The sequence below is a fragment of the Streptomyces sp. NPDC001890 genome (genome assembly GCF_042891445.1).
Taxonomy (GTDB): Bacteria; Actinomycetota; Actinomycetes; order Streptomycetales; family Streptomycetaceae; genus Streptomyces.
Window position 1 is genome coordinate 880,593 of the sequence record NZ_JBIATE010000002.1, and the last position, 25,106, is coordinate 905,698.

Consider the following 25,106-nt stretch of genomic DNA (forward strand, 5'->3'; position numbering starts at 1 on the left):
GGAAATGCAAGAACCGCGTGGCGTGGCGGCGGCCGGGTTCGCCCGGATGCCGCACCGGGACAGCCGTCAGGCGACCGGGAACGCGTAGAAGATCCGGTCGCGTTGTACGACGGCGGTCGGACCGGAGGCCAGTACCCGGTACGGGGCGGTGACCGTGGGGCCCTTCGGGTCCTGGGTGCCGATGTCCTGGAACTTCCACAGCCGCCGGCCGTCCTCGGCCGCGAACGCGGTGACCTGGGAGCCGTCCGCGGCCAGCAGCGTGCGGCCGGTCGTGCTGAGGGTGACGGCGGGCGCGGCGGTGCCGATCGCGGCCTCCGTGGAGCGGCGCCAGCGCAGCCGCCCGGTCTCGCGCTCGACCGTGCCCACTTCCTGGTTGCGGTTGGTGGTGTGCAGCACGGTGCCGGTGGCGACGGGGGTGCCGTACGGGGTCCCGCCGGCGCCGTTCAGCGTCCACTTCGGCTTGCCGGCCGGGGTCTCGAACGCCTGGAGGTCGTCGCCCACCGCCGCGTACAGGAGGCCCTGCTCGTCGCCCATGGCCGCCGCGTCCGGGGCGACGGCGCCGAACTGCTTGGTCCACAGCGCCTTGCCGGTGCTGCGGTCGAAGCTCCGGAAGACGGCCTTGCCCTTGGCGGCCCTGACGTCGCCGGGCGTGAGGCTGGCCGGGCTCTGGCGTACCACCACTTCGTTCCGGCCGACCGCGATCAGCCGGTGGACGGGGGTGCCGGGGGCTCGTCCGGCGGGCACCGGGGCCCGCCACAACTGCTCGCGCCGCACGATGTCGTACGCGAAGAGGTAGGCCCTGACCACCTGCTTGTCCTTGCCGCGCTTCTTGCCCTTCTTCGGCGGCGGGGCCTTGACGGTGACCGTCTCGGATCCGGTGAACCAGATCACCGGCCCGGACGCGCCGACGAACGCCGGGGCGGACAGCTTCGGCATCTCGGGGGACAGCGCCGCATGCTCCACCCGGTGCGCGGTCCTCCCGTCCTTCGGCGACAGCCAGAGGAAGCCGGAGGGGGTGGCGACGAAGCAGAGGTCCTTGCCGGCGGGGAGGGCGGCCTGCCCGTCGGCGGCGTCCGCGTTCTGCCAGGCACGGCGTCCGGTGCGCAGGTCGACGGCGGTCGCGCCGTTCTTGCCGGTCAGCACGAGCAGCCGGTCGTTCCAGACGGCGGCGGTGAGCGGGGCCGGTTCCGCCGTCGGGTGCGTGTACACCCAGCGGGGCCGCGGCGGCAGGCCCGCGACGGTGGGGCCGCTGTGGCTCGGCGCGGGCTTGGGGTCGTCGCTCGTCCCGTCGCCGCCGCCCAGGGCGAGGGCGCCGCCTGTGCCGACGACCAGTCCGGCGGCCCCGGCGGCGAGCCCGATGAGCAGGGTGCGCCGGTCGGCGGCGGGGGAGGAAGGCCGTGCGGCGGAGGGCGTGGAGCGGCCTGCGGGGATCGGAAGCGGGGCCGGTGCGGCGGCCATCGGCGGGGGTACGGCGGGCACCCCGCCGGGGAGCGCCGGGGCAGGTCCGGAGGGTCCGGCGGATCCGGAGGGTCCCGAGGGGAGGGGTGCCGGGGCGGGGGTGGCCGGGCGGCCGGTGAGCTCGGGCGGGACGGAGAGCTGGGTCGTGGGCCGGTCGGCCTCGGGGGCCCGGCGCGCGAGGTTCCCGAACTGGGCGGTCCGCGTGTCCGGCAGCGGGAGCGGCTCGACGGCCTCGGCCCCGTCGGCCGGTGCGCCCGGCGGGGTGTCGACCGGCTCGCGGGGCGGGGCGTCGACCGGGGCGTCGACCGGGGTGTCCACGGGGCCTTCGGCCGATTCGGCTGCCGGTCCGGCCGCCGGTCCGTCCACCGCTTGGCCGGCCGCGACGGTCTCCCGGGCCCACGCTCCCTGCTCCGCCACCGCGGCCGCCAGCACGTCCGGCAGCCAGCCGCCCTTCGCCAGGCCCGCCGCCCCCTCCAGGGCGAGTTCGGCCGCCACCGTCCCGGCGCTCGGCCGGTCGGCCGGGTCCTTCTCCAGGCAGCGGGCGATCAGGTCGCGCAACTCCTCCGGAACCGCGCCGAGTTCGGGTGCGGTGCGGGCGATCCGCTCGGCGCCCTCGGCGGCCGGGCCGTCGGCGAGCGGGGTCGTGCCGGTCGCCGCGTACGCCAGCAGCAGGCCCAGTACGAACAGGTCGGAAGCCGGTCCGGGCTCCTCGCCCGCGACCTGTTCCGGGGTCAGATAACCGAGCCGTACGGACAGCTGGCCGCCGGACCGGGCCTCGGCGGCGGCCGCCGCGCCCAGCGGGCCGAACGCGGTGAGACGCGGCCCGTCCCCGGCCAGCAGCACCGTCCGGGGGGCCAGGCCCTGGAGCACGGCTCCGGTGGCGTGCACCCGGGAGAGGGTCTCGGCGATCCCCGCGCCCAGTATCCGCACGGCACGCTCGGGAAGCGGCCCGGTGGCCTCGATCGCCTCGGCGAGCGTCAGCGCGGGCACGTACGGTCCCGCCGTCCACAGCAGGTCCCCGTCCGCGGCGTGGTCCGTGGCGTCCTCCGGGCCCAGCTGGGGCTGGACCCAGCCGCCGGTCAGCCGGTCCGCGGTGCGGGCCTCCGCCTGGAAACGGCGCCGGAAGGCGGGCAGCGCGGCGAGTCCGGGGCGTGCGGCGGTGATCACCACCGCGTCCTGCGACGCCGCGACATGCGCTAGGTACTGCACGGCGCTCGCGGTCTCGCGTACCCGCGCAAGCACGGTGTACGGGCCGAAGCGGCGTGGATCGTCCTGACGCAGCGCCTCCATGGCGCACCCCCTCGCTGACCGTGCCTGGGCACCAGAGCGTCGATCTTAGACCGAGCGACCGGTGCCCCGACGGGCCGCATGCCCTCAGTCCGGCTTGGACCAGGGCCACTTGGGGCTGTGCCGCTCACGGCCGCCGGGGGCGTACTCGTACACCCAGCCGCGCGGCAGCCCCAGCCGCCTGCTGTGACCGGCCGGCACCCTGCGGTACGCGTACACGGTGGCGGGACCGCCGTCGGCGGCCGGCACCGGGACCTCGTACCACTTGGGCGGATGGCCGGTCGGGCCGACGAGCACGGGCAGTACCCGGCCGTCCAGGGGGCCGCCCGTGAAGGCGGTGTTCTCGCTTCGCACCGCTCCAGTCTGACCGATCAGCCCTCAGGGCAGCAGATGGGCGGCCTCGCCGAGGACCGGTACCAGTCGCTGGGCCAGCCGTCCGGCCGGGCCCGCGGCGGTCTCCAGCGGCAGCAGCGTCGCCACCGCCGACGCGGTCTCCGGGTCCGTCGCCGAGGTGGCCGCCAGCAGCACCATCAACTGGTCGACCAGCCAGTCGCGCAGCTCGGCCGCGGCGGGCTGCTTCCCCTCGTCGAGCCAGATCAGCGAAGCCGCCTCGACGGCCGCGATCCAGGTGCGCACCATCATCCGCAGCCTCGGGCCGGCCGCCTCGCCGCTGCCCAGGTGCAGCAGGATCTGCTCGGCCGCCGCCCGCCGCACCTCGTCGACGATCGCCGACGTACGGGAGGTCTCGACGACGCAGCCGCCGCGCAGCAGCGCGCTGAAACCGGTGTCGTGCTCGTCGACGAAGGCGAGGTAGCGGTCGAGCACCCGGGTCACCCGCTCGGTGGGCGGACCCACCGGCGGCTCGGTGAAGCACAGGATCAGCTGCTCGGCGGCGGACCTCAGCGCCGCCTCGTACAACTGCTGCCGTCCGCCCGGGAAGTAGCGGTAGACGAGTGGGCGGGACACCCCGGCGACCGTCGCGACCTCGTCGAGCGAGACCTCGTCGGGGGCCCGGTGGGCGAAGAGGGTGAGGGCCGCGCCGAGGAGCTGGGCGCGGCGCTCCTCGACGCCGAGCCTTCGGTACGCGCGGGCCGGCGGCGCGGTGGCGGCAGCAGGGGTCATATGCCGAAGCCTAGGCCCTTTCCCTCGTACCGGACCGGGTCAGGCCAGCAGACCGGAGCTCTTCCACAGCCTGCGTCCCACCCCGTTCAGCACCCCGATGTCGTCGAAGAAGTCCGTCAGCCGCTTCGCGCCGGACTGCATGACCTCCGCCCGGTGGCCGCTCGCCTTCACCTGGGCGACCGCCTCGTGGCGGTCCAGGCCGACGTTCTCGTACACCCGGGGGTTGACGAAGCAGACGGAGAAGACGCGGGCCGCCTCGCCGCAGCTCAGCCGGGTCAGCTCGCGCTCCCAGCGCGGGGCGGTCACCATCTGGCGGCGCAGCTCCTCGCGGGCGTAGCGGACGTGCCGCGCCTCCTCGACCACATGGATGCGGGTGACGCCGCGGATCAGCGTCTGGACACGCTCGTCCGGGAAGGTCAGCCGCTGCATCCAGTCCAGGATCTCCTCGCCGAGCAGGGTCGCGGCGAACGAACCGGGGGTGGTGGAGATGGTCTTCAGCACCCGCGCGAGGTTGTGATAGACGCGCGGCACCGGGTAGTCGGGCGAACCGCCCCACTTGATCATGCGGCCGAACATCATCGAGTGCCGGCACTCGTCGGCGATCTCGGTGAGCGCGTAGCGGACGTGATTGCTGGTCACCGGCCGGTCGTAGATGTGCCGGACCAGCAGCTGCATGAGGATGATCTCGAACCAGATGCCCAGCGAGGCGAGCGAGGCCGCCTCGTGCCGGGACAGCTCCATCCGCTGCTCCTCGGACATCTTCCGCCACAGCGGGGTGTCGTAGAGCGAGACCAGCTCGGGCGGCCAGAACCACTTGCCGTCCTCGACCGGCGCGTCCCAGTCGAGTTCCTTGTCCGGGTCGAAGGAGTGCTTGGCCGAGGAGTCGAGCAGCCGTTCGGCGATCTGTTCGCGGTCCCGGAGCGGGCCGAGTGCGTCGCGAAGCAGCTGGACGTCGCGTTCGCTCACTGTGGTCATGCTGGGGGCACCTCGCACATGGGTTACCGGCGGTCACTCCTTATGAGACTCCTCGTCAGCAGGGCCGTCAATCCCTTGCGCGCGACTTGTTGACCCGGTGTCTACCAACGTGTGAACCTGCCAACTGACGCAACCGCCAAGGGAATTACCGGAACACGCCAGGCGAAGGAGCCGTCCGTGTCGACACACGACCTCTACACCACCGCCCCCGCAACACCGTCGTGGCAGGTGCCCGCCTCCGGCGCCGCCCGCTTCAGCTGGGACTACGACGACGGCCGCGAACGCCTGCTCGCCCTCTACCAGAAGGGCAAGGACAAGCAGTGGGACGGCAACAAGCGCATCGACTGGTCCCTGGAGGTCGACCCCACCGACCCGCTCGGCACCCCCGACGAGGTCCTCACCCTGTACGGCACCCCGCACTGGGCGAAGATGACCGAGAAGGACCGGGGCGAGCTGCGCAAGCACTACACCTCCTGGCAGTTCAGCCAGTTCCTCCACGGCGAGCAGGGCGCCATGATCTGCGCGGCCAGGATCGTGGAGTCCGTCCCCGACATGGACGCGAAGTTCTACTCCGCGACCCAGACCATGGACGAGGCGCGGCACGCGGAGATATACGGCCGGTTCCTGCACGAGAAGGTCGGGATGCTCTACCCGATCAACGACAACCTCCAGGGCCTGCTCGGCGACACCCTGCGCGACTCCCGCTGGGACATGCCCTACCTCGGCATGCAGGTCCTCATCGAGGGCCTGGCGCTGGCCGCGTTCGGCATGATCCGTGACACCACGACCAAGCCGCTGCCCAAGCAGATCCTCGCGTACGTCATGCAGGACGAGGCCCGGCACGTCGCGTTCGGGCGGATGGCGCTGCGCGACTACTACAAGCAGCTGAGCGACGCCGAACTGCGCGAGCGCGAGGAGTTCGTCATCGAGGGCTGCTACCTGATGCGGGACCGGCTCAGCGGCGTCGAGGTGCTGGAGAACTTCGGCATCGCCAAGCAGGAGGCCAAGGACCTCTCCGAGCACTCGGAGTTCCTCCAGCTCTTCCGGAAGCTGCTGTTCAGCCGGATAGTGCCGTGCGTCAAGGACATCGGCCTCTGGGGCGAACGGCTCCAGAAGGCGTACGTCGACATGGGCGTCTTCGACCTCGGCGACTCCAACCTGGACCTGCTGATGGCCCAGGACGAGGAGATAGCCGAGCAGCTGGACCGGGACCGCTTCGCGGCGGAGGAGCAGGCCAGGGTCGCCGAGGTCGAGGAGGCGATAGCCCAGGGCGCACCCGGCGAGTGACCGGAAACAGCGCCGCCAGGGGGTAAAACGCATGTACGCCGGCGGCCGGTGCGGGGGAGCATGGCGGGCATGACGACCTCGACCCCGCCTCCCGCCGCCGGCCCCGCGGCCGCCCGCCGGAGCCTCGAAGGACTGTCCCTGGGCGACGCGTTCGGCGAGCGGTGGTTCCCGCTCTTCCGCGAGCCCCGCCGGGCGTTCAATGAGATCAAGGCGCGCCGCACCCCCGAGGAGCCGGTCTGGCACTGGACCGACGACACCGCGCTGGCACGGGCCCTGATGCGCGTCGTAGCGGAGCACGGCCGGGTCGAGCAGGACCGCCTCGCGCTCTGCTTCGCGCTCGCCTTCGAGGCGGACCCGGCCCGCGGCTACGGCCACGGCATGCACATCCTGCTGCCCGAACTGCTGACCTCGCCGGCCGACTGGCGCACCCTGGCGCCCGAGCTCTTCGAGGGCGGCAGCCTCGGCAACGGCGCGGCGATGCGGGTCGCACCGCTCGGCGCCCACTTCCACCAGGACGTCCGACTCGCCGCCGCGCAGGCCGCACTCCAGGCGGCCGTCACCCACGCGCACCCGGAGGGGATCGCGGGCGCGGTGGCGGTCGCCGTGGCGGCGGCGCTCTCGGTGCGCGGCGAGTTCAACCTGGCCGCCGTCGCCGACCGGACCCCGGAAGGGCCGGTACGGGACGGGCTGCGCCGGGCCGTGGACGTGCCCTTCGCCACCGAGCCGTGGAAGGCGGCCGATCTGCTGGGCAACGGGCAGCGGATCCGCGCCGACGACACCGTCCCGTTCGCCCTGTGGACGGCGGCCCGGCACCCGGACGGCCTGGAGGCGGCGCTCTGGGCGACGGCCGAGGGCCTCGGCGACGTCGACACCACCTGCGCCATCACCGGCGGCGTCGTCGGCGCGGCCACCGGGGTCGACGGGGTGCCCGAGTCGTGGCTGAAGCGCCGCGAACCGCTGGACTGAGGCCGCGCCCCCGCGCACGCCCCGCTCAGCCCTTCGCGGCCAGCGCGTCCTCCACCGCACCGGCCACCCCCAGCAGCCGGACATCGGCCCCGCGCTCCGCGACCAGCTGGAGCCCGACCGGGCAGCCGTCCGCGGTGAACCCGGCGGGCACACTGGCCGCCGGGTGGCCGCTCAGGTTGAACGCCCAGGTCAGCGCGGTCGAGTAGAGCTCGCCCGGACCATCGTGGCCGTGCGGGCGGTTGGGCGTGGCCGGCGTGAGCAGCAGCGGCGTACGGGCGAACAGGGCGTCCAGCACCGTGTCGTTCGCGTGCCTGATCTCCTCGCCGCGCGGGGACGGCGCCCCGCCCCGGACCGACAGCCACGCCTCGCACGGGTCGAGCAGCTCGCACGTACGGTCCACCAGCCGCACCACCCCGGCCGCCACCAGCCGCTCCACCGCCCCCCGGACGACCGCCGCGACCTGCGGGTCGACCTCCGCGAACCCCAGACCGGGGCTGAAGACCGCCGGTACGGGGAGGTCGGGCGGCGGCACCGGCTCGTACTCGTCCAGGACGGTGCGCAGATAGGTCCGGGCCCCGGCCACCGACCGGGTCAGCACCCCGGCGGAGGCCAGCCCGGTGCGGTCGGGGGAGGGCAGCAGGCCGTTCGTCGTCTTCAGGCCGAACACCCCGCACCACGCCGCCGGGATCCGCACCGAGCCCGCCCCGTCGCTGCCGGTCGCCAGCCCCACGAGGCCCGCCGCGACCGCGACCGCCGAACCCGCCGACGAGCCGCCGGGGGTGCGGTCGGGGCGCCAGGGGTTGACCGTACGGCCGTGGGCGCCCAGGCCCCAGGTCTGCCAGGCCGTGCCGGGTCCGGGCACCGACGTCGCGCCGACCGGCACCGCACCGGCCGCGATCAGCCGCCGGGCCGCGTACGACCGGATGCCGGTGCGCCCCTTGACCGCGAACGGCATCCCGGCCAGCGGCAGTTCACGGGCCCGCCCGGCGTCGGCGAGCGCCCGCTCGGGCCACACCTCGATGAAGGCGCTCAGGCGGGGATCCTCCCGCGCGATGCGCTCCAGCGCCCGGCCCACGGCCCCGGCATCGTCCATCCGGTCAGTCTCGCAGGGCCGCCTCCATGACGGAACGGGCGATCGGGGCCGCGCTGCCGCCGCCGCTGATGTCCGCCCGGTTCGCCGCCGCGTCCTCGACGACCACCGCGACCGCGACGGCGGGCTGCGAGGAATCCGGCGCCTGCGCCCAGGAGATGAACCAGGCGTACGGCAGGCCCGAGTTGTCGACGCCGTGCTGTGCGGTGCCGGTCTTGCCGCCGACCGTCACCCCGTCGATCGCGGCGTTGGACCCGGTGCCGTTCTCCACGACGTCCACCATCATCTCCCGCAGCTGCATGGACGTGCGCGGGTTCATCGCCCGGTGGTAGGTGCGCGGACCGTTCTGGTGGACGGTCGATCCGCTGCGGGTGGTCGTACGGTCGACCAGGTAGGGGTACCTGAGATCACCGCCGTTGGCCACGGCGGAGGCCACCATCGCCATCTGGAGCGGGGTCGCCGTCGTGTCGAACTGCCCGATCGACGACAGCGCCAGCTGGTCCTTGGTCATGTCGGTGTCGAAGTTGCTCTTCGCCACGCCCGAGGGGATCCTCAGCCCGGTGTCGTTGAAGCCGAACTTCCGTACCGCGTCCACCATGCCGTCGAGCCCGACCCGCACCCCCAGGTCCGCCATCACGGTGTTGCAGGAGACCCGGATCGCCTCGGCGAGCGAGGCGTTCTCGCAGCCCCGTGCCTCGTTGGGCAGCGTGGTCGACGTACCCGGCAGGACATACGGGGACGGGGTGCCGGTGTCCGCGTCCGGATCGGTGACGACCTCCGCGTCGAGCGCCGCCGCCGCGGTCACGATCTTGAAGGTGGAGCCCGGCGGATAGGTCTGCCGGATCGCCCGGTTGAGCATCGGCAGGCTCTTCGCCGAGTTCAGCCGCGCCCAGGCGTCGGTGACGGACGAACCGGTGCCCGAGATCTGCCCGGGATCGTACGAGGGGGTCGAGACCAGCGCCAGGATCCTCCCGGTGGACGGCTCGACGGCGGCGACCGCGCCCCGCCGGCCGCCGAGCCCCTGGTACGCGGCGCGCTGCATCGAGTCCTTGATGGTCGTGACGACGTTTCCGCCGGGCTGCTGGCTGCGGGTGATCTCGTTCCACAGCGGGAACGGGGCGAGCATCGAGTCGGTGCCGGAGAGGACGGAGTCCTCGGCGTTCTCGATCAGGGTCGTGCCGTACGTCTGCGAGGCGTAGCCCGTCACCGGCGCGTACAGCGGGCCGTCGACGTAGGTGCGCTCGTACTTGAGCTGTTCGCCGGTGTTCTTCGAGCCGGTCACGGACCTGCCGCCGATCAGGATGTTGCCGCGCGGCTGGGCGTAACGGGCGATGGTGAGACGGCGGTTGGCGGGGTTGTTGTCCAGGCTGTCGGCGTCGAGGACCTGGATGCGGGCGGCGTTCAGCAGCAGCGCCACGAGCAGCAGCAGAAGGAGTCCGGCGGCCCGCCGGATGTAGCGGATCACCGCTCGTCCCGCGCGACCGGTGCGATGATCCCGGTCTCCGTCCGGCCGGGCTGGGGTCTGCGGGCCTGATCGCTGAGCCGGATCAGCAGCGCCACGATGATCCAGTTGGTGACGACGGACGAACCGCCCTGGGCGAGGAACGGCATCGCCATGCCGGTCAGCGGGATCAGCCCCATCACCCCGCCCGCGATCACGAACACCTGGAGCGCCAGGATCGAGGCGAGACCGATCGCGAGCAGGCGCCCGAAGGGGTCGCGCAGGGCGAGGCCGGCCCGGTAACCGCGCGCCACCAGCAGCGCGTACAGCAGGAAGATCGCGGTCAGCCCGGTCAGTCCGAGCTCCTCGCCCGCGGTCGCCAGGATGAAGTCGGACTTGGCGGCGAAGCCGATCAGGATGGAGTGGCCGAGGCCGAGCCCGGTGCCCAGCATCCCGCCCGCGGCGAACGCGAACAGCGACTGGGCCAGCTGGCCGGGCCCCTGGCCGGCGTCGATGGAGGCGAACGGGTCGAGCCAGTCCTGGACCCGGCTGTGCACGTGCGGCTCGAAGGAGCCGACGACGAACGCGCCGACCGCGGCGAGCAGCAGACCCACCGCGATCCACCCGGTCCGGCCGGTGGCCACGTACAGCATGATCACGAAGAGGCCGAAGAAGAGCAGCGAGGTGCCCAGGTCGCGTTCCAGGACCAGCACGCCGACGCTCAGCAGCCAGATCGCCACGATCGGGCCGAGCACCCGGCCGGTGGGGAGCTGGAGCTTCCAGATCCGGCGGCCGGTGTAGGCGAGCGCGTTGCGGTTCGCGGCGAGGTACGCGGCGAAGAACACCGCGAGCAGGATCTTGGCGAACTCGCCCGGCTGGAAGGAGAGTCCGCCGACCCGGATCCAGATCTTGGCACCGTTCACCGCGGGGAAGAAGATCGGCACGATCATCAGGACCAGCGCGGTGGCGACCGAGAGGTACGCGTATCGCTGGAGCACCCGGTGGTCGCGCAGCAGGACGACCACCGCGATGAACAGCGCCACCCCGAGCGTGGACCAGATCAGCTGGGTGGGGGCCGCCTGGTCCTTCGGCGTCTCCAGGTCGAGCCGGTAGATCAGCACCAGGCCGAGCCCGTTGAGCAGCACGGCGATGGGCAGCAGCAGCGGATCGGCGTACGGGGCACGGAAGCGGACCGCGAGATGGGCGAGGAGGGCGAGCAGCCCCAGCCCCGCGCCGTAACCGGCCACATCGGGCGGGACCGCGCCGTTCTTGGCCAGGCCGACGGCGGCGTAGCCGTAGACGGAGATGAGGACGGCCCCGATGAGGAGCAGCAGCTCGACTCCGCGCCGCTTGGGCAGCCGTAGATCGGGCGGGGGTGCGTCCGCCGTCGTTGCGGTCATGCCAGGCAACGTAGCAAGAGCTGGTGAGTATTTCCCTTATGTCGTAGTAGGTATGTCCGAAGGTGCAGTGGTGGACGGCCGCTCGGCGGGCGGTGGCGGTCATTCCTCGCGACGGGGCGCGGACTTCGTGCCGGTCCCCTCGTCCGGTGTCCCGTCGTCCGGTCCGGTGTACTCGGGCAGTGTCACCCGGGCCACCGCCCCGCCGTCCGGGGCGTTGCGGAACTCCAGGCCGGCGCCGATCACCGCGGCCTGCCCGGCGGCGATGGTCAGCCCGAGGCCGTGCCCCTTGCCGCCGGCCTCGGTGCGGAACCGCTGCGGGCCGTCGGCGGGCAGATAGTCCGGGAAACCCGGGCCGTGATCGCGTACGGTCACCACCGGTCCGTCGACCGTCAGCACCACCGGGGGTCGGCCGTGCTTGTGCGCGTTGGCGATCAGGTTGCCCAGCACCCGTTCCAGGCGCCGCCGGTCGGTCACGGTGCGCAGGTGCGCGGAGCCCTCCGGGTGTTCGACGCGGATCGCGGTCGCCGTTCCGGACGCGTGCACCACCCGCTCCACGAGCGGCACCAGTTCGTACACGTCGAGATCGACGGCTTCCGTGCGGGCGTCGAGCCGGGAGATCTCCAGCAGATCCTCCGTCAGCGCCCGCATCGCCCGGACCCGGTCCCGCACCAGCTCGGACGGCCGCCCCGGCGGCAGCAGTTCGGCGGCGGCCGAGAGACCGGTCAGCGGGGTGCGCAGCTCGTGCGCCACATCGGCGGTGAACCGCTGCTCGGTCTGGAGCTTGCGCTGGAGCGTGGACGCCATCGTGTCCAGTGCCCCGGCGACGATCGCGACCTCGTCCTGCGGGCGTGAGGGGTCCGCCGTGCGCGGGTCGCCGACGCGGGCGTCCAGGTCGCCGGCGCTGATCCGGCGGGCCACCCGGGCCGTCTGGTGCAGCCGCCGGGTGACCCGGGTGACCGAGAAGGCGCCGACCAGCAGGGTGGCGCCGATGGCCAGCAGGGAGGAGCCGAGGATCGCCCCGTCGAGGCTGTCGATGGTGCGGGCGCTCTGGGTGTAGTCCACCTGCGTGGCCAGCGCGCGGCCGTCCGCCGGGCCCGCCGCCCACATGGCCGGACGCCCGTCGTGCTCGCCGACGAGCGTGCCGCGATCGCCGCCGGCGGCCAGGGTGCGCAGCTCGGCGGGCAGTCCCGGGGGGTCGATCCCGGCACCCGGCGGCAGCGCCTCGCCGGTCTCGTACGCGGCGGTGACGTCCGCCAGCCGGGACAGGGCCTTCTCGCGGGCCCCGCCGACGGTCTGCCGGGTCACCTCGGTGTGGACCAGCGTGCCCAGCAGCGCGGCGAGCGCACAGCACATCACGGTGAGGAAGACGGTCGATTTCCAGGTGAGCGTCGCGGCCCAGGAAGGCACCCGGAGGCGATGCGGACGCGGACGCCGCCGCGTGTGCGGCCCGTCCGCGCCGGGCCGGCTCACCGGCGCTCCGCGGAGACACCGTCGGAAGGCGTCGCGGTGGGGCCGACAGGGCTGGCGGGGCTGGCGGGGCCGGTGGGCGCGACGGGCGCGGCGCTGGGCGGGGCGGTCGTGAGCTGCGGGCGCGGCGCCCGGGACGGCGGGATCCGCAGGATCTCGTCCTGCGTCGGCAGCATCGCCCGCTGCCGGGCGTCCCAGGACCAGGCGGTGCGGTACTCGTACCCGGTGATCGCCGACGGCGCCCGCATGATCAGGTCCCGCCCGGCCAGCTCGACGCTGATCACGGCGTCCGAGGTCGACAGGATGCGGGTCAGCCCGCCCGCCTCCGGCATGTAGACCCGCACCGAGAGCTGGTGGTCGGCCAGCCGGATGCCGAGCACCAGCTCGTCCCTGCCGTCGCCCGTCAGATCGCGGTAGTAGGGCCGGAGCACGGGACAGGAGGCCGGTTCGGTCCGGCAGGCGTTGATCTTCCGTACGGTGTCGGCGGGCAGGTCGGCCGTGCCGCTGGACCGGTTGGGCCGGGCCTGCAGACCGGCCCGCACCACCGCCACCGGATCCAGCCGGTGCACATCGCCGTCCGGCACCCGGATCCCGGGGATGCGCGCGGTCTCGCCCTCGCCGTAGTCGTACGGCGCGGCGGAGGCGGGCGGCAGTTCGGGCCAGAGCCGGGCGGGGCCGACGGCGGTCGGGGTCGGTCCGGCACTCCGCAGCCCGCCGCCGTTGCCGCAGCCGGTCAGCAGCGCCATACCGGCGACGGCCCCGAGGGCCGCCGCCGTGCGGCACCGCACCCCGTGACGCGGACGCATGACTCCCTCCCTTCCCGAGACCCAGGTCTCAAGACCTTATTCGGAAGGAAGTCCGTAATGCCTATTTAATACGGGCAAAGAGCGTGCGTTTTCGTACGGGCAAGGGGCGTATCGGCTCCGGTCAGCTCTGGTACGGGTTCTGACCCTGCCCGTTCGGTGCGTACCCGAGCTGCCCCTGCTGCTGCCCGTACGGATTGCCCTGCTGCGAGGCCGCGTGCTGGGCCAGCAGCTGCTCGGCCTGCTCCTTGGGGATCTGCTGCTCACCGCCGCAGAACGTGCACTGGGTCGCGTACTTCGTCGAGAACGGGAAGAGCGGCACGAAGAACAGCGTGAACTTCGTGACCCTCTTGCGCAGCGTGTGCGCGGCCGGGTTGCCGCACCACCCGCAGACCAGCGTCAGTATCGCCAATTGGTACAGATAGCCTCGCGTACCGAAAATGATCACGTTGCGGGTCCCTTCCCCGTATGTCCCTGAAGCGCGCGCCGGCAGAGCGCCAGCAGCTTCTCGTCCTCGTATGTGTCATGGCTGCCGTACCCGCCGTCCATCGCGTTGTGACGGCGTACGGAGGTGAGTTCGGCGCGCAGCGCATGTGCCGCGTCCGACCCTGCACCAGCGGCACCCATCCGCGCCAGGCCTTCCGCCACCCGGACGCGCGCATGACGGTTCTGCTCCCAGGCCGCCAGGAGCACCGGCACGCACTCGTCGGCCCGCCCGGACACCTCCCACAGCGCGATCGCCGCGTCCACCCGCAGCCACAGCTCGTCGTGGGCCAGCAGCGCGCGCAGCCTCGGCGCGACCACCGAGGCCCGCGCCCCGAGCCCGCCCAGCGCCTCGACCGCCGACCGCAGCTCGTGCACGCGCTCGGCCCGCAGGCCCTCGATGAGTACCGGCAGCACGGCCCCGGCGTCCCCCTCCACCGCCCACAGGGCCTTCGCGGCCTCGGTCGCCGAAGTTGCCCCGGGGCTCCGCAGCAGCGCACGCAGCTCCGGCAGGACGCCGCGCGCCGCCGGCCCGAACGAGCCGAGCGCCCGCAGCGCCTCGGTACGCACCCACTCGCCCCGGTACTCCGGCGCGCCGTGCAGCACCCGCAGCACCTCGGGCAGCGCCTCGTCCGCCCGCAGCGCGGCCAGGCCGGTGAGCAGCGGGCCCGCCCGGTCGTGCACCCGCTCGTCGAGCGGGACCTCGCCGAGCCGGCGGCGCAGTACCCCGGCCAGCGGGGCCGCCGCCGCCCCCAGGCAGCCGATCGCGAACCCCACGTCGTGCGGCACCTCGGGCCGCTCCAGCGCGGCGGCCAGCGCGGGCACGGCACGGGCGTCGCCCAGCCTGGCCAGCGCCTTCACCGCACTGCCCAGCGCCGGCGGCCCGCTCGGCCAGTCCCGCACCCAGGCCCCGGGATCCGCCGCCACCCGGGCCGCCAGCGCGTCCGCGGCGGGCGCGGCGAGCCCGAAGAGCTCCTCCAGTACGTGCGCGGCGGCCTCGGCCAGCCGTGGGTCGGGGGTGGCGAGCTGCTCACCGACCAGCCGGACGAGCTCCTCGTACGATCCCCGCCAGGTCCGGATCAGCCCGCCGCACATCCGCAGCGCTTCGAGCCGCTGGCAGTGGTCCGGGCTGCGCAGCTGGTCCGTCAGCAGCGCCGTCCGCTCGGCGACCCGGTCGTCGAGCCCGACGTGCAGCGTGCGCAGCAGGTCACCCGTCCAGGGCCCGGGGCGCACCGGCGCCTCCTCGTCGGACAGCGCCCGCAACTGGCCCAGCCGGGCCACCGGCTGGACCCGCTCCTCGGCGGGCGGCTCCCCGGCCGCGTCCGGGTACGCGTCGACGGCCGCGACCGCCTCGGCGGCGGCAGCCGCACCGGCCGGGGCGTCGAGGACGGGGGCCGTCCCGGACCGGCGTCCGGGCACCGAGCGCAGCTGCCGCAGCAGCCCCGTGACCACCCGTACGACATCGCCGGGCAGCGCGTCCGGTGCGCACCGGGCCAGCTGGGCCAGCGCGGCCAGCCGCAGCCCCGGCGGGAATCCCTCGCCGGTCAGCCGGCTCAGCCAGGCCGCCGCCTCCGCGGCCAGCAGCCGGTGGCGCAGGGCGACCCGTCCCGCGGCCTCGACCAGGGCGAGCCGCACCTCCTCGTCCGGCTCGATCGGCAGGCGTTCCCGCAGTAACGCGAGAACCCTGTCCGGATGGCCGTGGAGCGCGGCGAGTGCCAGGGGCGCGCTGAGCCGTACCCCCGGGTCCTCGTCGGCCATCAGCTCGAAGAAGACCCCGGCGCCGGCGGTGACGGCGGTCGCCGCCATCGCGTAGTTGGCCGCGCCCTCGATCTCGTCCTCGTCGATCTCGTCCTCGTCGTCCTCGTCCAGATCGATACCGCCGATGCTGGTGAGCAGTTCGACGATGCTGCCCCGGTCCTGGATGCCCGGATCCACGACCAGTTCGAAGAGGAACGGAATACTGGCCAGCGTGCAGGCGTAGACGTCACCCTGGTGGTGAACCGCCCCGTACATCCCGTCCAGGGCCGCCTCGCGCTCCGCCGGATCGGTGGACGCGAGACCCCGCAGCATCGCAGGCACATCACCGGCCGGCCCATAGGCATGCTCCATCGAGGCCCAGTCGACCTCGTCGATCCCTGCGAACACCCCATCGCCTCCCCACGCATTTCAACGAAGCAGTGTCTGCGAGGAGTGTGCACCACGGGTCGGACGATCCGCCCTCCACATGCGGTCTTTTCCTGGCGAGCATGACAAAGGTCTGTGCCATGCGCTATCGGCGGACCGGCGAGAACCGGCCGCTTCGGGTGCCGGGGCGACAGGCCGGCCGGGAAGGCCACGGGGCGTCGGGCCGGGGGACGGCTACGGGGCGTCGGGCCGGGGGACGGCTACGGGGCGACAGGCAGGCGGCCGGCCCGGTCCGGGTCGGCCAGGGGGCCGAGCAGATCCCCGTACCGCTCCAGCCGCGCCCCCATCCCGTCCAGCAGGAAGACCAGCTCCCCGGGGGTCCGGCACTGCTCGATCTCCGCCCAGGTGACGGGCGCGGACACGGTCGGTTCGGGCCGGGCCCGCAGCGTGTAGGGGGTGGCGGTGGTCTTCGCCGCCGCGTTCTGGCTGAAGTCGACGAAGACCTTCCCCGGCCGCAGTGCCCGCTTCATCCGGTGCACGACCAGGTCCCCGAGCTCCCGCTCCGCGCGCAGGGCCAGCCCCTTCGCGTACGCGGACACCCGGTCGGAGGGCGTCGGCTCCAGCGGTACGAGCAGATGCAGCCCCTTCGACCCGGACGTCTTCCCGTACGCGCACAGCCCGTCCGCCGCCAGCCGCTCGCGCAGCCACAGCGCGACCGCACAGCACTCCACGACCGTCGCGGGCGGGCCCGGGTCCAGGTCGAACACCATCCGGTCGGCGATCCCCGGAGCCCCGGCCCGCCACTGCGGGGTGTGGAACTCCACCACCAGATTGGCCGCCCACATCAGCGAGGCCAGATCCTCCACGACCACCTGTCGGGCCCTCTTGTCCTCGCGGTGCGGCACCGGAGCGGTCCGTACCCAGGACGGCGTACCGGGCGGCGGATTCTTGGTGAAGAAGCGCTGCCCGTCCGGCCCGTCCGGGTAGCGCAGGAAGGAGACGGGCCGGTCACGCAGCTGGGCGAGCAGGGCCCCCGGGACGGTGGCCGCGTAGTAGTGCAGCACCTCGCCCTTGGTGGTCCCGGTGGCCGGATACAACACCTTGTCGAGATTGCTGAGCGCCAGCCGTCGCCCCTCCACCTCTGTGATCGGCGTCATACGATAAGAATCACATGATTTAGGAACGTACCCGTATCCATGCGGACGCAAGGGGTGAACGGTGAGGTCCATCTGGAACGGCGCCATCTCCTTCGGGCTGGTCAGCATCCCCATCAAGCTGGTCAACGCCACAGAGAGCCACTCGATCTCCTTCCGTCAGATCCACCTCGCCGACGGTGGCCGGATCCGCTACCGGAAGGTCTGCGAGATCGACGAGGAGGAGGTCACCGCCGCCGAGATCGGGAAGGCGTACGAGGAGCCCGACGGTTCGATGATCCCGATCACCGACGAGGACCTCGGCTCGCTGCCCCTGCCCACGGCCAGGACGATCGAGATCGTGGCCTTCGTACCGGCCGCCTCGATCGACCCGCTCCAGATGGACGCGGCGTACTACCTCTCCGCCAACGGGGTTCCGGCGGCCAAGCCGTACACCCTGCTCCGCGAGGCGCTGAAGCGGAGCCAGAAGGTGGCCCTGGCCAAGTACGCGCTGCGCGGCCGCGAGCGGCTGGGCATGCTGCGCGTGGTCGACGACGTGATCGCCATGCACGGCCTGCTCTGGCCGGACGAGATCCGCAGCCCGGAAGGCGTCGCCCCGGAGATCGACGTCACGGTCCGGGACGCCGAACTCGATCTGGCCGACGCGCTGATGGACACCCTCGGCGAGGTCGACATGGACTCGCTCCACGACGACTACCGCGAGGCGGTCGAGGAGCTCATCGCCGCGAAGGCCGAGGGCCGGGCCCTGGAGCCCGCACCGGCGGAGGACTCGGGCGGCAAGGTCATCGACCTGATCGCGGCCCTGGAGAGCAGCGTCCGGGCGGCGAAGGAGGCCCGCGGCGAGGAGCCGGAAGCAGGGGAGGAGAAGGCGGACGGCCCCGTCGCCGAGGTCACCTCCCTCAGCGGCCGCAGGAAGTCCGGCGGCACCGGGGCGAAGAAGAAGGCCGCGGCCGCCACCAAGAAGACGGCCGCGACCACGAAGAAGAAGTCCGCGTCGGGCAGGGCGCCCGCCAAGAAGACCGCCGCGCGGTCGACGGCGAAGAAGACCGCCAAGTCGACGGCGAAGAAGGCCACCGCGAAGTCGGACCCGAAACCGGCGGCGAAGAAGGCGGCCCCCCGCAAACGGGCCTCGGCCTGAACCCCCTTCGCGTACGCGGCCGCGGGTACCGGTCCGGTGCCGTCGGCACCGGACCGGTGGTGGCTCAGCGCCTGCGGAACGGGAAGCGGTACGAGTCCACGTAACCGGCCGCCGGAGTCCCGACCCCCGTCACGTCGTCGTATCCCCCGACCGCCTTCAGCGAGGCGTCCTTGCCGAGGCTGCGCACCGAGGTCAGCAGACCGTCCGCCGCGTCCACGCCGTTGGCGTAGTCGACCCGGACCACCGCGAGATCGCGGTTCGGGCCCAGCGGGTGGTCCGTGACGTCGTGGTACGCCTTCGAGCCGTACCGGGCGTAGATCGACGGGTTGGCGAAGCCGATCGGCAGCCCGTGCCGGGCCTGCTGCGCGAGCGCCTGGACACCGGCGATGACCGGCGCGGCCAGCGACGTACCGCCGATGCGGTACTCGTCGTAGCCGAGCGAGCCGTCGGGCATCGTCTGGGTCTGGCCGACGAGGAAGCCGGTGTTCGGGTCGGCGACGGCCGCGATGTCCGGGGCCGTGCGCATCCGCTGCCTGCCGTTGGCCTGCGCGAGCGAGTCGGGCACGATGCCGCGCTGGTAGAACGGCTGCTTCACGGACGAGCTGGTGCCGCCGCCCGCGCCGGAGGTGTACGCGCCGGGGAAGCCGGCCCAGCTCTTCCCGTCGTCGGAGAGGCTCGACTTGAGAGTGCCCCAGCCGGTCTCCCACTGGTACGTGTCGTTCTTGCCGACCGCCAGCGCGGTTCCGCCGACGGAGGTCACCCAGGCGGAGTTGGACGGCACGTCGATCTGCTTCGTGCCCGTCGACGCGACGTTGTCGCCGTCGTCGCCGGAGGAGAAGTAGAAGCCGATGCCCTCGACCGCGCCCATCTTGAAGACCTGGTCGTACGCGGCGGCGACGTCCGGCGTCTCGTTGGCCTCGATGTCGCCCCAGGAGTTGGAGACGATGTCGGCGAGCCGGTTGTCGACGATCTTGTTCAATGAGTCCAGCAGATCGGCGTCGTAGCAGGAGGCGCCGCCCACGTAGACGATGTCGGCGGCGGGTGCGACCGCGTGCACGGCCTCCACGTCGAGGGTCTCCTCGCCGTACCAGCCGGAGGCCCCGCACTCCTCGGTCCTCGTGTAGTCGTCCGGCAGCACCTGGGTGAGCTGGCCGCGACGGTAGGGCGCGTCGCCGTTGCGCTCGGCGTACTCGGCGGCGTCCTTCGCGATGGTCGGCGAAGCGTACGCGTCGGTGATCGCGACGGTGACGCCCTTGCCGGTCCAGCGTCCCGCACCGTAGGCGGCGCGCAGCTGCTTGCCGGTGTACCCCTTCACGGCGTACGGCGCCTTGGACCCGTAGGCGTCGGGCAGCGACGACGCGGTCTTCGAGCCGTAGTACGTGGAGAAGGGACCGGAGTTGCGGAACACCCCGTCCGGCGGCGGCAGGGCCTCGTCGTGGCTCGACTTGTGCGGCGCGTTGTCCAGGCCGGAGACGGCGAGCACGGCGTCGCTCAGCGCGGCGGGCACGGAGGCGGTGGAGGCCGGGGCGCGGTAGGTGCGGCTGCCCTTGCGGTAGTTGCGCAGCTGGGTGCCGAACGCCTTCTCGGCGGCGGCGACCTCACCGGTGGCCGAGACGTAGTGCCGGTTGGTGCCGGTGACGGTCAGCCCGTTCGACTTCAGCCACTGGCTGACCTGGTCGATCTGCTGCTGCGTCGCCCCGAACCGGGCCTGTGCCTGACCGGCGCTCAGATACTTGCCGTACGAAGCGGACTGCGGGTCGGAGACGGCGGCGGCGTAGGCGGCCAGCCCCTTCGCGTCCCGTCCGGCCAGATGGACCCGGACGCTTACCTTGCCGCTGTCGGACGTGGCTCCCAGATCCGCCCCGGCGGTGGCCCAGGCGGGCTTGGTGCCCTGCAGCGCGTCCCGCCCGCCCGGCGCGGAGTCGGCGCTGGCGTTCGGTATCCCGAGGGCGAGCGCGCCGGCCAGCAGCGGCAGCGTCGCTGCCATGCTCAGCGCGGCGCGACTTCTCGCGCGGCTGGTTCTCATACAACCCCCTGCGATGTGGGTCTACGCGTGTGGATTACACGTGCCGGATGATGTGCACATGTAATGCGCCACTCTGGCGAGGAACGCCTCATGTAGGGGGCATGTACTGACCAAGAATCGACCAAGTGGACCAATGCTCGGGGCAGTTCGCCGGGAAACCCACGAAATGCGCCGTTGCCGAGCCTTCATCGGGGCGATCCCGCACCCGATGAAGTGACCGGTGCCGCGACTGGCGCGTACCCGGCAACGGGTGCTCCGTGGAATCGGCCACCAGGGAACGGCACGCCCCCGGGCCCACCCGAGGGCGTCATCGCCGGAGGGCCGTCCGCCTGGGCATCCGGGTCCACGTCGCAGCGATGCGACCGACCCGGAAGGATCCCGTGACCGCACCCGCAAGCACGCACCCCCGCCACGCCGCCCTGGCGGCCGCCGAGGAGCAGCTCCAGGCGGACACCTCACGCATGGCTGGGGCGTCTCCGCGACGGGCACCTGGTTCCGCGGCGTGCGGTACGGCGTACGCCGCGACACCGGCCGGGTCGACCTGGACGAGGTGCGCGACCTGGCCTGTGCGGAGCGCCCCCGGCTGATCTTCTGCGGCGGCACGGCCGTGCCCAGGACCGTCGACTTCGCGGGCTTCGCCGAGATCGCCCGCGAGGTCGGTGCGGTGCTGGTCGCCGACGTCGCCCATATCGTCGGCCTGATCGCGGGCGGCGCACACCCCTCGCCCGCCACGTACGCCGACGTCGTCTCCACCGCCACCCGCGAGACCCTGCGCGGACCGCGCGGCGCGATGCTGCTGAGCCGGGCGGAACGCGCCCGCGCCATCGACCGGGCCGTCTTCCCCGGCCTCCAGGGCGACCCGCACAACCAGACCACGGCCGCGATCGCCGTCGCGCTCAAGGAAGCCGCGAGCCCCGAGTTCCGCACCTATGCCCACCAGGTGGTCACCAACGCCTGCACGCCGGCCGGAGATGGCAGCGGTCGCACAGTGGATCACCCGGGCCGTCGAGGCGCCCGCACCAGGGGCGAGTCCGCGATCGCGCAAGTGCGCGCAGAGGTGAAGGAGCTGATGGACAGGTACCCGGCGCCGGGGCTGCCGGTGGAGTGACGTCCCTCAGGGACGGCATTCGCTAGCACGTACTGAAAGCCCAAACAAATGTATTGGTGTGTCCCGCCGTGATCGCGGTAACGTCTCGAACCGCATCCCGGTCAAAACGGCTGGGAAGCCTTCAACTCATGTAAACACCAAGGACGTTACTGCAATGAAGCAGAGCCGGTTCCGTGCCCTCGCGGTGTCTGTCACCGCCGTAGCCGCCGTCACCTTCGGCCTCACCCATGCGCAGGGCGACGCGATGTCCGGTCTCCGGTCCGTGGCCGAACAGCCGAGGACCGAAGACGCGTTCGTCGTGACGGCGCGCGCGGAGCCGGGACAGTGGATGTGGGCGCAGCAGTGGATGTGGTAGATGCCTGACGATGGCCGGCTCCTGAGCACGAGGTGCTCAGGAGCCGGCCACCTCGGGGTGTTCGAGGAGCAGGCGGCGCAGGTCGTCCGCCTCCTCCCATGCCTCCAGCCTCCGGTACAGCGCCACCGCCCGGGTGCCGTAGCGCCGGACCGGGCCCCAGTGGTGTGCGCCCAGCGCCGCGCGGGCCAGACCCGCGAGGGACTGCGCCGCACCGAGCAGTGACCCGATGCGTCTGGCCTCCGCCAGGCCCAGCTCAAAACTCGCGCCGGCCGCGGCGAACTGCCCCGACACGCGAAGGGCGTCCGCCGCACCGAGCAGGGCCCGCATGTACTCGTAACCGCTGTCGATCCGGCGGGCCACCTCCCCGGCCGTCCGGAAGTGGGTGAGCGCATCGCCGGTACGTCCCGTCTCCGCGTACAACGTCCCCATGCTGATCAGCGCGTTGGCCTCCCCCAGGGCGTCACCGTGGCCTCGGTGGGACGTCAACGCCCGCTGGAAGCACGCCAGGGCCCGCGCGGTCTGCCCGGTCGCCTGGTACACCGCCCCCATGTTCGTGTCCAGGATGTCCAGTTCCTGTCGGCCGCCGTGCCGTTCCGCCAGTGCCCGGGAGCGTTCGTAGTGGGCGAGGGCCTCCTCGTACTGTCCCTGGCTCTGATGCAGTTCGCCCAGGTTGTTCTGGGCGTGGATCTGTCCGAGCAGGTTTCCCGTCTGCTCGTGGATGCCGAGCATCGCCCGTGCCCGGGCCAGCGCCTCCCCGTAACGGCCCGCCTGGAAGAACGCCGCGCCCTGGACGTTCAGCGCGCCCGCCTCGCCCTCGCGGTCCCCGACCTGCCGGTACCCGGTCAGGGCCTCGTCGAGGACGCGCAGGGACGCCCCGCCGCGCCCCGCCGCCAGATGTGCCCGGCCCGCCTGGAAGAGGGCGTCCGCGCAGCCGTGCGGATGGCCGAGACCGCGGAAGAGCTCCAGCGCCTCGCCCGCGCAGTTCAACGCCTCGTCGGGACGGGTCTGCGCCAGTACGTCGGCGGCCTCGACCAGCGTCTGCGCGAGGGCGTACGGGGTGCCGAGGGCGCGCAGGGCGTGCACGGCCGCTCCGTAGAGCTCGTTCGTGACCGCCCAGGTGCCCCAGCGCTTGAGCACAGGGGCGAGCACGTGCGGGAAGAGGGCCGCGTACGCGGGCGCCTCCTCGGCGGCCGTACGGGCGACCGCGAGGAGGTTGGCACGCTCCTGGGCCAGCCACGCCGAAGCGCTGTCGGCGTCGCCGAACTCCGTGGCGTACCCCGAGGCGCACTCCGGCCCCACGGGCAGTCTCCGGCGGTGCGGCCGCGTGTGCAGGTCGGCGTGGTGCGCCGTGGTGAGGAAGTGGCCGAACAGCCTGCCGACCGCCTGGGCCCGGGACTCCTCCGGCTCCGCCCGGCCGAACATGCGCAGTGCGAAGGCCCTGGTGAGATCGTGCAGCCGGTACCGGCCCGGGGTGGGCTCCTCAAGGAGGTGGAAGTCGTGGAGCTCGTCCAGGCCGCGGCGGATCCGGGCGCCGTCCGGGTCCGCGCCGACCAGTGCCGTGGCGGCGGCGACCGTGATGTCCGGGCCGGGGTGGAGCGCCAGGTGGCGGAGCAACTTCTGGGTGGGGCCCGTCAGTTCGGTGTACGAGAAGCGGAACGCGGAGACGAGTTCGCCGTCGTCGAACTCGTCCAGCGGGTCGGCCGCCTCGGCCAGCCGCTCCAGCAGATGGCGCAGGGTCCAGGACTCCCGGTGGCGGAAGCGGCTGGCGAACCAGTGGAGGAGGAGGGGGTGGCAGCCGCCGGCCCGGATCACGAGCGCGAGCGCCTCGGGGTCGGCCAGGACCCGGGCGGCGCCCGCGATCCGGGTGAAGAGGGCGGCGGCCTCCTCGTCGGACAGCCCCTCCACCAGGAGCGAGGAGGCACCGTCGAGCCCGGCGAGCCGGCTCCGGCTGGTCACGATCGCCCGGCAGGTCGCGGCGCCGGGCAGCAGCGGACGCACCTGGGCGGCGTCCCGCGCGTTGTCCAGCACCACGAGCACCCGGTGACGGGCCGTCCACTCGCGCCACCGTGCCGCCCGCGCGTCCAGCGAGTCCGGCAGGTCGCCGCCGGCCCCGGCCGCGTGCAGCAGCACCGCGAGGGCCTCGGCGGGGTCGTACGGCGCCTGCCCGCCGAATCCGTGCAGATCGACGTAGAGCCGGCCGCCCGGGTAGGCGTCGTGGAGCCGGTGGGCGGCGTGCACCGCGAGCGTGGTCTTGCCGATGCCGGGCATGCCGTGGATGACGGTGAGCGGCATGGCGTACGTGGCGGAGCCGTCCGGCTGCCCGGAACCGCGCGTGGCAGGGCCCGTGGGCTGCCCACGGTCGTGTGCGGCGGAGCCGTCAGGCTGGGCCGATTCACCCAGCAGCAGCCGGAGTTCGGCGGCGCGGCCGGTGAAGTCGCGGCTGTCGCGCGGAAGGTTGCTGCGCGGCCCCGGGCCCGCCGGCCGGTCGACGCCTACCGCCGTCTCCAGGAGCGTGCGGTCCTGTTCGAGGATGCGCCGGTGGAGCTCCTGCAGGTCCGAACCCGGTTCGATGCCGAGCTCCGTGCTCAGCCGGGTCCGCGTGGCGCGGAAGACGGCGAGCGCCTCGTCGTGCCGCCCGGACCGGTACAGCGCCAGCATCAGATCGGTGATCACCCGCTGGGCCAGCGGATTCTCCGAGGCCAGTCCCTGCAGTTCGCCCACGAGATCGGCGTGCCGCCCCAACTCCAGCTCCAGACCGATGCGTTCCTCCCGCACCCGGCGCAGGTCCTCGACCAGCCGGCCCCGTACCGAGGCGGCCCAGTCGCTCCTGGACTCGGGCAGCGGATCCCCGCGCCATCGGTCCTCGGCCGTGCGCAGCAGACCGATCGCCAGCTCCCGCTTGCCCTGCCCGGCCGCCGCGCGGGCCTCCTTGCGCAGCCGCTGGAAGTGCGAGACGTCGACCTCGGTACGGGCGTCGACGCGGAGCTGGTACCGACGCGGCGACGGGCGGTCCACCTGGATGAGGTCGCCGACCGAGTCGTGCAGCAGCCTGCGCAGCTTCGACACGTAGCTCTGCATGGTGCCCACGGCCGACTCGGGCTGATCATCGCCCCAGACCCGGTCGATCAGCGCCTCCATGGAGACCGGTTCGCCGCGGGCGTGCACCAGAACGGCCAGTACGCAGCGCGTTTTCACCGGTCCGAGCCCGCACTGCTGTCCTTGATGCCATAGTTCAAGAGGTCCCAGAGCAAGAAGTTCCACATCGCCCCCGCTGGGTGCGCTGCTTCCTGCCGTCGACGGCAGCGCCCGCACCTGTGTGCAGGACCTTCCACTGTCGCCCCGGGCGCGGGGAGCAGGCAGGGCGCATGGGCGCGTACAGGGCGCACCTCCCCACCGCCGTTCCGAGCCCCGTGAGCCGCTCG

18 protein-coding genes and 1 pseudogene are annotated in these 25,106 nt (G+C 73.0%); 5 read left to right on the top strand and 14 right to left on the bottom strand.

The features are described 5' to 3' along the window. Window positions 1-66: 66 nt before the first annotated feature. The 4 genes from ACFYY1_RS10170 to ACFYY1_RS10185 form a co-directional block, all read right to left on the bottom strand. A complete protein-coding gene (locus tag ACFYY1_RS10170; protein ID WP_388583053.1) occupies window positions 67-2,748 on the bottom strand; it encodes a PQQ-binding-like beta-propeller repeat protein in 2,682 nt (893 codons plus the stop codon). Window positions 2,749-2,832: 84 nt separating this feature from the next. Beyond that, window positions 2,833-3,099 carry a hypothetical protein gene (locus ACFYY1_RS10175; protein WP_388583055.1) on the bottom strand — a complete coding sequence of 89 codons (267 nt, stop codon included), beginning with the start codon at window positions 3,097-3,099 and terminating at the stop codon, window positions 2,833-2,835. Between the two features lie 24 nt (window positions 3,100-3,123). Continuing rightward, on the bottom strand, window positions 3,124-3,867 hold the full coding sequence (locus ACFYY1_RS10180; RefSeq protein ID WP_388583056.1) for a TetR/AcrR family transcriptional regulator: 744 nt from the start codon (window positions 3,865-3,867) through the stop codon (window positions 3,124-3,126). 39 nt (window positions 3,868-3,906) lie between these two features. Further along, complete coding sequence (locus ACFYY1_RS10185; RefSeq protein WP_388583058.1) at window positions 3,907-4,842, bottom strand: diiron oxygenase; 936 nt, start codon at window positions 4,840-4,842, stop codon at window positions 3,907-3,909. A 177-nt stretch (window positions 4,843-5,019) separates the two neighbouring features. On the opposite strand from ACFYY1_RS10185, the gene ACFYY1_RS10190 reads away from it, so the two are divergent. Then, window positions 5,020-6,129 (top strand): ferritin-like domain-containing protein, encoded by a 1,110-nt coding sequence (locus ACFYY1_RS10190; RefSeq protein WP_388583060.1) that lies wholly within the window; start codon window positions 5,020-5,022, stop codon window positions 6,127-6,129. A gap of 69 nt (window positions 6,130-6,198) precedes the next feature. Further along, window positions 6,199-7,095: an ADP-ribosylglycohydrolase family protein gene (locus tag ACFYY1_RS10195; protein WP_388583062.1), complete on the top strand. Its 897-nt coding sequence runs from the start codon at window positions 6,199-6,201 to the stop codon at window positions 7,093-7,095. A gap of 25 nt (window positions 7,096-7,120) precedes the next feature. On the opposite strand, the gene ACFYY1_RS10200 is transcribed toward ACFYY1_RS10195, so the two are convergent. The 8 genes from ACFYY1_RS10200 to ligD all read right to left on the bottom strand — a co-directional run bounded on the left by ACFYY1_RS10200 (window position 7,121) and on the right by ligD (window position 17,060). Next, window positions 7,121-8,188 (bottom strand): amidase family protein, encoded by a 1,068-nt coding sequence (locus ACFYY1_RS10200; RefSeq protein WP_388583064.1) that lies wholly within the window; start codon window positions 8,186-8,188, stop codon window positions 7,121-7,123. 4 nt (window positions 8,189-8,192) lie between these two features. Then, window positions 8,193-9,650 (bottom strand): penicillin-binding transpeptidase domain-containing protein, encoded by a 1,458-nt coding sequence (locus ACFYY1_RS10205; RefSeq protein WP_388583066.1) that lies wholly within the window; start codon window positions 9,648-9,650, stop codon window positions 8,193-8,195. Beyond that, a complete protein-coding gene (locus ACFYY1_RS10210; protein ID WP_388583068.1) occupies window positions 9,647-11,026 on the bottom strand; it encodes an FtsW/RodA/SpoVE family cell cycle protein in 1,380 nt (459 codons plus the stop codon). Before ACFYY1_RS10210 ends, ACFYY1_RS10205 begins: the two co-directional genes overlap by 4 nt. 99 nt (window positions 11,027-11,125) lie before the next feature. After that, on the bottom strand, window positions 11,126-12,379 hold the full coding sequence (locus tag ACFYY1_RS10215) for an ATP-binding protein (protein ID WP_388583491.1): 1,254 nt from the start codon (window positions 12,377-12,379) through the stop codon (window positions 11,126-11,128). Between the two features lie 113 nt (window positions 12,380-12,492). Then, window positions 12,493-13,299 (bottom strand): hypothetical protein, encoded by an 807-nt coding sequence (locus ACFYY1_RS10220; RefSeq protein ID WP_388583070.1) that lies wholly within the window; start codon window positions 13,297-13,299, stop codon window positions 12,493-12,495. Between the two features lie 121 nt (window positions 13,300-13,420). Then, window positions 13,421-13,744, bottom strand: a complete 324-nt coding sequence (locus tag ACFYY1_RS10225; RefSeq protein WP_388583072.1) for a zinc-ribbon domain-containing protein — start codon at window positions 13,742-13,744, stop codon at window positions 13,421-13,423. Continuing rightward, window positions 13,741-15,924, bottom strand: a complete 2,184-nt coding sequence (locus ACFYY1_RS10230; RefSeq protein ID WP_388583074.1) for a HEAT repeat domain-containing protein — start codon at window positions 15,922-15,924, stop codon at window positions 13,741-13,743. The genes ACFYY1_RS10225 and ACFYY1_RS10230 overlap by 4 nt, the downstream gene beginning before the upstream one ends. Window positions 15,925-16,163: 239 nt before the next feature. Next, on the bottom strand, window positions 16,164-17,060 hold the full coding sequence (gene ligD, locus ACFYY1_RS10235) for a non-homologous end-joining DNA ligase (RefSeq protein WP_388583076.1): 897 nt from the start codon (window positions 17,058-17,060) through the stop codon (window positions 16,164-16,166). A 61-nt stretch (window positions 17,061-17,121) separates the two neighbouring features. On the opposite strand from ligD, the gene ACFYY1_RS10240 reads away from it, so the two are divergent. Continuing rightward, window positions 17,122-18,195: a Ku protein gene (locus ACFYY1_RS10240; protein ID WP_388583078.1), complete on the top strand. Its 1,074-nt coding sequence runs from the start codon at window positions 17,122-17,124 to the stop codon at window positions 18,193-18,195. 64 nt (window positions 18,196-18,259) lie between these two features. Here the strand turns inward: ACFYY1_RS10240 and ACFYY1_RS10245 are convergent, their stop codons facing one another. Beyond that, window positions 18,260-20,221 carry a protease pro-enzyme activation domain-containing protein gene (locus ACFYY1_RS10245; RefSeq protein ID WP_388583080.1) on the bottom strand — a complete coding sequence of 654 codons (1,962 nt, stop codon included), beginning with the start codon at window positions 20,219-20,221 and terminating at the stop codon, window positions 18,260-18,262. 445 nt (window positions 20,222-20,666) lie between these two features. On the opposite strand from ACFYY1_RS10245, the pseudogene ACFYY1_RS10250 reads away from it, so the two are divergent. Together ACFYY1_RS10250 and ACFYY1_RS10255 are read left to right on the top strand one after the other, a co-directional pair. Then, window positions 20,667-21,329: pseudogene (locus ACFYY1_RS10250) on the top strand (hypothetical protein); the annotation flags it as partial. 154 nt (window positions 21,330-21,483) lie between these two features. Next, on the top strand, window positions 21,484-21,684 hold the full coding sequence (locus ACFYY1_RS10255; RefSeq protein WP_388583082.1) for a hypothetical protein: 201 nt from the start codon (window positions 21,484-21,486) through the stop codon (window positions 21,682-21,684). Window positions 21,685-21,720: 36 nt separating this feature from the next. Here the strand turns inward: ACFYY1_RS10255 and ACFYY1_RS10260 are convergent, their stop codons facing one another. Further along, window positions 21,721-24,879: a BTAD domain-containing putative transcriptional regulator gene (locus ACFYY1_RS10260; protein WP_388583084.1), complete on the bottom strand. Its 3,159-nt coding sequence runs from the start codon at window positions 24,877-24,879 to the stop codon at window positions 21,721-21,723. Window positions 24,880-25,106 lie beyond the last annotated feature (227 nt).